General features: G+C 32.3%; 9 protein-coding genes. 4 read left to right on the forward strand and 5 right to left on the reverse strand.

The window, feature by feature from the left end:
- The first annotated feature begins 139 nt into the window (after window positions 1-139).
- Together BM024_RS09555 and BM024_RS09560 are read left to right on the forward strand one after the other, a co-directional pair.
- The gene (locus tag BM024_RS09555) at window positions 140-1,684 is read left to right on the forward strand and encodes a glycine--tRNA ligase (protein WP_090679629.1); all 1,545 of its coding nucleotides are present in this window, start codon (window positions 140-142) and stop codon (window positions 1,682-1,684) included.
- A 173-nt stretch (window positions 1,685-1,857) separates the two neighbouring features.
- Window positions 1,858-2,436: a YceI family protein gene (locus tag BM024_RS09560; RefSeq protein ID WP_090679630.1), complete on the forward strand. Its 579-nt coding sequence runs from the start codon at window positions 1,858-1,860 to the stop codon at window positions 2,434-2,436.
- 81 nt (window positions 2,437-2,517) lie between these two features.
- On the opposite strand, the gene BM024_RS09565 is transcribed toward BM024_RS09560, so the two are convergent.
- The 3 genes from BM024_RS09565 to BM024_RS09575 are packed head-to-tail and all read right to left on the reverse strand — an operon-like array spanning window position 2,518 to window position 3,753.
- Window positions 2,518-3,150 carry an NAD(P)H-binding protein gene (locus BM024_RS09565; RefSeq protein WP_090679632.1) on the reverse strand — a complete coding sequence of 211 codons (633 nt, stop codon included), beginning with the start codon at window positions 3,148-3,150 and terminating at the stop codon, window positions 2,518-2,520.
- Window positions 3,151-3,169: 19 nt separating this feature from the next.
- Entirely contained in the window at window positions 3,170-3,550 is a 381-nt protein-coding gene (locus tag BM024_RS09570) for a YchJ family protein (protein WP_177190201.1), read from the reverse strand.
- On the reverse strand, window positions 3,550-3,753 hold the full coding sequence (locus BM024_RS09575; protein ID WP_090679633.1) for a hypothetical protein: 204 nt from the start codon (window positions 3,751-3,753) through the stop codon (window positions 3,550-3,552). Before BM024_RS09575 ends, BM024_RS09570 begins: the two co-directional genes overlap by 1 nt.
- A gap of 250 nt (window positions 3,754-4,003) precedes the next feature.
- Between BM024_RS09575 and BM024_RS09580 the strand changes: the two genes are divergently transcribed.
- Together BM024_RS09580 and BM024_RS09585 are read left to right on the forward strand one after the other, a co-directional pair.
- Complete coding sequence (locus tag BM024_RS09580) at window positions 4,004-4,555, forward strand: ComF family protein (RefSeq protein WP_090679635.1); 552 nt, start codon at window positions 4,004-4,006, stop codon at window positions 4,553-4,555.
- 123 nt (window positions 4,556-4,678) lie between these two features.
- Entirely contained in the window at window positions 4,679-6,277 is a 1,599-nt protein-coding gene (locus tag BM024_RS09585; RefSeq protein ID WP_090679636.1) for an Ig-like domain-containing domain, read from the forward strand.
- 78 nt (window positions 6,278-6,355) lie between these two features.
- On the opposite strand, the gene BM024_RS09590 is transcribed toward BM024_RS09585, so the two are convergent.
- The gene (locus tag BM024_RS09590) at window positions 6,356-7,120 is read right to left on the reverse strand and encodes a nitrilase family protein (RefSeq protein WP_090679654.1); all 765 of its coding nucleotides are present in this window, start codon (window positions 7,118-7,120) and stop codon (window positions 6,356-6,358) included.
- A 171-nt stretch (window positions 7,121-7,291) separates the two neighbouring features.
- On the reverse strand, window positions 7,292-7,496 hold a 205-nt coding region (locus BM024_RS09595), incomplete at its 5' end, for a T9SS type B sorting domain-containing protein (protein WP_143077751.1).

Genomic DNA, 7,496 nt, shown 5'->3' on the forward strand with positions numbered 1-7,496 from the left:
AAGCAGATTATATCCTTTACTATTCAAAAAAAACAAATCTCTCTAAAATAACAGTACAAAAGCTCTCAAACACCGAAGATTAAAGTAAAATCAGACGTTTACAGTTCTTAATGTTAAAGTCTTTTATTACTTTTGCATTATGGCAAAACAAGATGATATTTTTAAGAACGTAATTTCGCACGCAAAGGAGTACGGATATATATTTCCGTCAAGTGAAATATACGATGGTTTAAGCGCAGTGTATGACTACGCACAAAACGGTGTTGAGTTAAAAAGAAATATACGTGAATATTGGTGGAAATCCATGGTACAAATGCATGAAAATATTGTAGGAATTGACGCCTCAATCTTTATGCATCCAACAACATGGAAAGCATCAGGTCACGTAGATGCTTTTAACGACCCCTTGATTGACAATAAAGACAGTAAAAAAAGATACAGAGCAGACGTTTTAATCGAAGATTATTGTGAGAAGCTACATCAAAAGGCACTTAAAGAAATCGAAAAAGCACAAAAGCGTTTTGGAGATTCTTTTGACGAAGCTGAATTTGTAAATACAAACCCAAGAGTAATAGGGTACCATACTAAAAAGAAAGAGATTTTAGAGCGTATGGCACGTGGATTAGATTCTGGTGATTTAGCTGATGTAAAAGCATTAATTGAAGAATTAGAAATCGCAGATCCAGAGTCAGGTTCTAAAAATTGGACTGAAGTACGTCAATTTAATTTGATGTTTGGAACAAAACTCGGAGCTTCTGCAGACACTGCTATGGACCTATACTTACGTCCTGAAACAGCTCAAGGTATTTTTGTAAACTTCCTAAACGTACAAAAAACTGGAAGAATGAAAATTCCTTTTGGAATCGCTCAAACAGGTAAAGCATTCCGTAACGAAATTGTTGCAAGACAGTTCATTTTCCGTATGCGTGAGTTTGAACAAATGGAAATGCAATATTTTGTAAAACCAGGAGAAGAAATGAAATGGTACGAGTATTGGAAAGAAACTCGTCACAAATGGCATTTATCTTTAGGTTTAGGTGCTGAGAACTATCGTTTTCATGACCATGAAAAGTTAGCTCATTATGCTAATGCTGCTACAGATATAGAGTTCAATTTCCCTTTCGGTTTCAAAGAGCTAGAAGGAATTCACTCTCGTACAGACTTTGACCTTAAAGCTCATGAACAACACTCTGGTAAAAAACTTCAATATTTTGATAATGAAACTAATTCATCTTTCACTCCTTATGTAGTTGAAACTTCAGTTGGTTTGGACCGTTTGTTTTTAGCAGTTTTTTCGAAATCTTTACAAGAAGAAGTTTTAGAAGATGGAAGTGTTCGTACAGTATTAAGACTACCATCAGTTTTAGCTCCAACTAAAGCTGCTATACTGCCTTTGGTTAGAAAAGACGGTCTACCAGATATCGCAAAAGATATTATTGAAGACCTTAAATGGGAGTTTAATGTCGCTTACGATGATAAAGACGCTGTTGGTCGTCGTTACCGTCGTCAAGATGCATTGGGAACTCCTTTCTGTATAACAGTAGACCATCAAACATTGGAAGACAAAACTGTAACTATTCGACATAGAGATTCTATGAAACAAGACAGGGTTGCTATATCAGACTTAAAGTCAATAATTAATGATGAAATATCAATTAAAAATTGGTTAAAAAAAATGAACTAGAATACTAGTCATTTCTATATTCCATAAAACGGTGTTTAAGATAAAACTTAAACACCGTTTTTCATTTATACTATTTTTCTTTAACTTAGAGAAATATATGCGTTCTTAATCTAGGTTAAGGGAGCAATCACCTTCTATTAGTTAGTTTTGTAATCAAATAAAAAATAAATATCATGAAAAAATCAACTTATTTATTCGTTGTAGCTCTATTCTCAATAGCCTCTTTTGCACAAACTACTTGGAATGTAGACCCAATGCACTCATTCCTAAATTTCTCTGTCAAACACATGGGAATATCCTTTGTTGACGGAAAATTTGATAAATATGAAGGTGTATACAATGGTACATCTGATGACCTTACTAAAGGAGTATTTAAGTTTTCAATCGATGCCAAAAGTATAAATACAGGAATTGAGATGAGAGACCAGCATTTAACATCACCAGATTTCTTTGATGTAGAAAAGTATGGTCAACTAAATTTTGAATCAACTAAAATCACTAAAGTAAAAGGTTCTGAAAATCAATATAAACTGGTAGGTTTTATCACTATAAAAGACATCAAAAAACCGATTACATTCGATTTAACATACGGCGGTCACTTAGCAGATGATGGAAACGGATTGCAAAGAATGGGGATTCAAGCAAAAGCAACATTAAATCGTTTTGATTTTGGAATTGCTTACGATCCCTCTGCTACAGCAATTGCAAAAGATATCACATTAAACATCAACCTAGAGTTTACTGCTAAATAACTTTATGCATTTTAAATTTAATTTCTAACAAAAGAGGCAATTACATTAGTAATGTAATTGCCTCTTTTAGTTAAAACTATTTTAGTTTTGAAACTCACTCACTACAACTATTCTGTCTTCTTCTGAACTCATAGCTTTTTCAATCATTTTTGAGGCTAAAACCTGAACCGGTAGTGGTTTATAAGATTTAAAAACACCTATCGAATTAAATGCATTAAGCATTTTTTCAGCAAGACGTTCGCCGAATCTATCAGAATCAGGTCTCTTTAATAATCCCGGCTTCATAATTACAAGTTTTTCAAATGAAAGTTTATCAATAGCATTCTCTAACTCTCCTTTCATTCTTGAATAGAACATCTTTGAATCAGAATTTGCTCCTTGTGCTGACACCAACACAAAAACAGGTACTTTATTTAAAGAAGCATTTTTAGCAAAATTGTATTGATACTCGTAATCAACCTTCCATTGCTTTTCTTTACTTCCAGCTTGCTTCAATGTCGTACCCAAACAAGAAAAAGCAACATCTCCTTGAATTAAATTAGCCCATTCATCATGATTATTGAAATCTACTTGATGTACTTTCAGCTTATCATTTTCCAAAGGAAATTCCGAACGAACAAATACTACTACTTCACTAAATCTATCATCTTCTAACAATTGTTGCACTAAAGAATAACCAGTAGCCCCTGTAGCACCTATAACTAAACATTTCATAATATTCGTCTTTTATAGTTTATAAAAACTTTCCTTCTACATAATACCAACTTCCTTGTAAAAACTCAAACTTAGAACTTTCATAATGATCTTGACTTTGTAAATTACCGTCTAAAAAGTAAGCCTTGAAAACTACATTTGTTTCTGAAGTTTCCAATATTTCAAGTTTAAGCCATTTATTTTCTAATGCCCATGCCTCTATATCTTTTCTATTATGTAAATAACGTTTTTTAGGATGAGTAGTTTCGATTAAATATGCAGACTTACATAAAACATACGCCGTATATCGTGAACGCATTAAAGCCTCTGCACTGGGTGCATTCTGCCTCCTCTCTATATAACGACCACAACAATTCTGATAATCAGTTAAACTTCCACAAAAACATTTTATTTTATCCATTACAACTTACCTTCTAATTCCTCCACTATTTTCAAAAACTTTCCAATACGAACTAACTCGTCGTCATTGTCTGCAAAATCTAAAGCATCATATAAATCAACCCGTATACTTTCAATTTTTGACATCGATTTAATCTTGTCTTTTTCTGCCATTAAAACCATCAATTGCATTATCTCACGCTGTAATTCATCTAACTTCTTCATATATTATTCTTTGTAAAACTAATTCTCTTTTAACTATAACAAAGATACTATCAAAAAATGTCACGTACTATTTTTTTTCCCATGTACTATTTTACTAAATTCGATAGAAAAACAACAAGCTATGTGGAGTTCGTTTTTAAATCTTTTATTTCCAAAACTGTGTTTTGGATGCCAAGAAATGCTTTTAAACAATGAAGAGGTTATTTGTCGACTATGTAGAAATTCACTTCCTTTAACTCATCATTGCAATATGGTAAAAAACGAAGCTACACGTAAATTTTACGGAAGAATCCCTATTGAATATGCTTCTTCTTTTCTCTACTATAGTAAAGGGGGGATTGTTCAAAATATACTTCACCATCTCAAATATCGCAACCAACCTGAAATTAGCTATTTTTTAGGGAAGATGTATGCTCAGAAACTTCTTTCTTCCCCTTATTATAAGCACTTAGACGCTATTATACCAGTACCTTTACATAAAGACAAACTTAGAAGCCGAGGCTATAACCAGCTAAACGGGTTTGCTCAAGCATTATCAGAAGAATTAAAAATTCCAATAGCCAACCATTTGCTATATAAAACAAAAAATTACAGTTCTCAAACAAAGAAAAGCATATTTGATAGAACATCAAAAACAGAAGAAAAATTTGAAATCAAATACAATCTAGAAGACTCAAATAAACACTATCTTTTAATAGATGATATACTAACAACAGGTGGAACCATTGAGTCATGTGCAAAAAAAATATTACAAATTCCTAACTGTAAAATTAGTATAGCTTGTCTTGCATCAACGCGATAAACTCATCTTAACCTAAACGAAGAACAATTGATATACCAATCCCTACTAACAATTTAAACTTTTAATCCCTATATTTTATTAGTAAAAAATATAATCGTTTCTTTGCTTTATAAACTTTTTGCTATGATTAAAATGCGCTATATCGTATTAGTAACTATTATAATTATCTGTTTTTCAAATTGTGCCAAACGAGGCTATATTACAGGAGGAGATATAGATACCATTCCACCAGTAGCATTATCATTTCAACCTAAAAACTCTTCAACCAATTTCAACCAAAAGGAGTTCAAAATTACTTTTGACGAGTACATTAAATTAAAAAATATCAATCAAAACTTGATAATTTCCCCACCGATGGAAAACATACCTGATGTAACACCAATGGGAAGCGCAAGTAAAGTACTTACAGTAAAAATAAAAGACACATTAAGTCCTAATACCACCTATAGTTTTAACTTTGGAGAAAGTATAACTGACAACAATGAAGGTAATGTATTCCCGCAATTTAAATACATATTTTCAACCGGTGATTATATAGACTCTTTAACCGTATCTGGGACTATAAAATCCGCTAATCAATTAAAGCCCGATAATTTCGTAAACATCATGCTATATGATGCAAAAACGTTTACTGACTCAACAGTATATAAACAAAAACCTTTATACATAACTAATACACTCGATAGTTTAACGACTTTCAAAATCGAAAATATCAAGGAGGGAAGTTATTACATACTCGCACTAAAGGACAAAAACAACAATTATAAATTTGACCCTGCACAAGACAAGATAGGATTTATAAAAGATTCTATTCAAATACCCACAGATGAAAGTTACGATTTAACACTATTTAAATCCCAAGAAAAATTTAAAGCAACCCGACCTGCTCAAGTATCTCAGAACAAATGGTATTTACCATATCAAGGAGGAGCAGACAGTGTAAATATCACTGTGAAAAATGGTGAAGAACTTATAAAAAGTACATTTACCTATCTTCCCGCCAAAGATAGTTTACAAGTTTGGTTTCCTAAAATCGAGTTAGATTCACTATCAGTTTTAGTTTCTAAAAAAGATTATTCTGAAACTTTTACTGTCCGACCTAGACCAAATATGAAAACTGTTGACACATTAAGTATTAGTGCAGTACAAAGCAACACGCTAGACTTAAAAGATACTTTTAAGCTAATTAGTAAAACTCCAATTTCAGAAATTAATTCCAATAATATTTTCATCACGGATAAAGATTCTTCAAAAATTCCTTTTGAATATATAAATGACTTTAAAGAGCAAAAAATTCAGCTTGTATTTCAGAAAAAGGAAGCGGATCGTTATACAATCGAACTACTCCCAGGAGCTTTAATAGATTTCTTCGGAAAAGAGAATGATAGTATAAAATTTGAGGTTAAAACCAAAGAAAAAACAGACTATGGAAATTTAAACGTTCACTTAAATGGCGTAAAGCGTTTCCCTATCATTTTACAAATATTAGACAGTAAAGAAGAAGTCGTATCAGAAGTTTATAGTGAAAAAGAAACCTCTATCCTTTTCGACTTACTACCACCTAAATTGTATTACTTAAGAATAATATACGATGACAATAAAAATAGAAAATGGGATTCAGGCTATTATTTTGACAGAAGGCAACCTGAAGAAACTATTTATCATCCAGAACAAATAGATGTTAGAGCCAATTGGGATATTGAACAAACTATTCAATTATAATATAATCCACAATAAGAAAGAGGGATGTAGATTTCAAAATCTACATCCCTCTTTCTTATAATAAAATTCGTTCAAAACCTATAATGTAAATCGGTCAGCATCTTTTAAGAAACCAAAACGAGCCCTAGCAATGTCTTGTTTTTCTTTGCTTATTAAAACATATGAAACACACTCTCCAATCATCGGTTCAGCAACATAGTGTCCTAGAAAATCAATGACTTGTGAATGCCCAGAATATACATTGTTATTTTCATCAACACCCCAACGATTCACCCCAACAACATAACTCATGTTTTCAACAGCTCTAGCCTTTATAATAGTATCCCATGCATAAATTCTCTGGTCAGGCCAACTAGCAACATAAATCATCAAATCATATACTGCATCTAAGTTTCTTGAAAATACTGGAAACCTTAAATCATAACATACCAAAGGACAAATATTCCATCCTTTATAATTAACAATTAATCTCTCTAATCCAGGCTTATAAACCTTTTCCTCACCTGCCAAAGAGAACAAATGTCTCTTATCATAAGTTCTAAAACTTGCATCAGGAAACACAAAAAACAATCGATTAAAGAAACATTCATCCTCCTTAATAATCATACTTGCTGTAAGTGCAAAAGAATGCCTCTTAGCCATCGCTTTCATCCATTCGACTTCTTCTCCATCCATAATAGAATATCCACTCTCTGGTCTCATCGTAAAGCCAGAAGTAAACATTTCAGGAAGTACAACCAAATCAACATCACTTTCTAATTGATTTAATATAGTATCGAAATATGCAATATTCTTCCTTTTATCCTCCCAAACTAAAGGAGCTTGAACTAACGCTACTTTCATCATTCAAAATTTATATATACAAAGCTATGCAAAACATCACGTATTACTAACTCACATGTACTGTTTATATTTTACAGAAGCAAAAAAGGGTGAGACATCACTATCTCACCCTTTTCTATTATAAAAACATAGAACACTATCTAACGTTCAGTCTTACAAAGAAGTACACAACTATCTTTTTAGTGAAAAATGTCCTTTGTATTCTCTTTTATTTCCTGAAAAATCATTGTACTCTATCGTAAACCAGTAATCCGTAGATGGCATTGGTCTACCTCCGTAAGTTCCATCCCAACCTTCTCCCAATGGACTCAGCTGTTTGAGTAACTTACCACTGCGGTCAAAGATATAAATCTTTGCACCTGGTTGACTCTTAACT

The organism is Myroides guanonis, from assembly GCF_900114085.1.
In the GTDB taxonomy this organism is placed as follows: Bacteria; Bacteroidota; Bacteroidia; order Flavobacteriales; family Flavobacteriaceae; genus Flavobacterium; species Flavobacterium guanonis.

Bases quoted from the DNA above. Each gene is read 5' to 3' on its own strand.
- BM024_RS09560 (WP_090679630.1), top strand. From the start codon at position 1,858: ATGAAAAAATCAACTTATTTATTCGTTGTAGCTCTATTCTCAATAGCC.
- BM024_RS09585 (WP_090679636.1), top strand. From the start codon at position 4,679: ATGATTAAAATGCGCTATATCGTATTAGTAACTATTATAATTATCTGT.
- BM024_RS09580 (WP_090679635.1), top strand. From the start codon at position 4,004: ATGGTAAAAAACGAAGCTACACGTAAATTTTACGGAAGAATCCCTATT.
- BM024_RS09570 (WP_177190201.1), bottom strand. From the start codon at position 3,550: ATGGATAAAATAAAATGTTTTTGTGGAAGTTTAACTGATTATCAGAAT.
- BM024_RS09565 (WP_090679632.1), bottom strand. From the start codon at position 3,150: ATGAAATGTTTAGTTATAGGTGCTACAGGGGCTACTGGTTATTCTTTA.
- BM024_RS09590 (WP_090679654.1), bottom strand. From the start codon at position 7,120: ATGAAAGTAGCGTTAGTTCAAGCTCCTTTAGTTTGGGAGGATAAAAGG.
- BM024_RS09575 (WP_090679633.1), bottom strand. From the start codon at position 3,753: ATGAAGAAGTTAGATGAATTACAGCGTGAGATAATGCAATTGATGGTT.
- BM024_RS09555 (WP_090679629.1), top strand. From the start codon at position 140: ATGGCAAAACAAGATGATATTTTTAAGAACGTAATTTCGCACGCAAAG.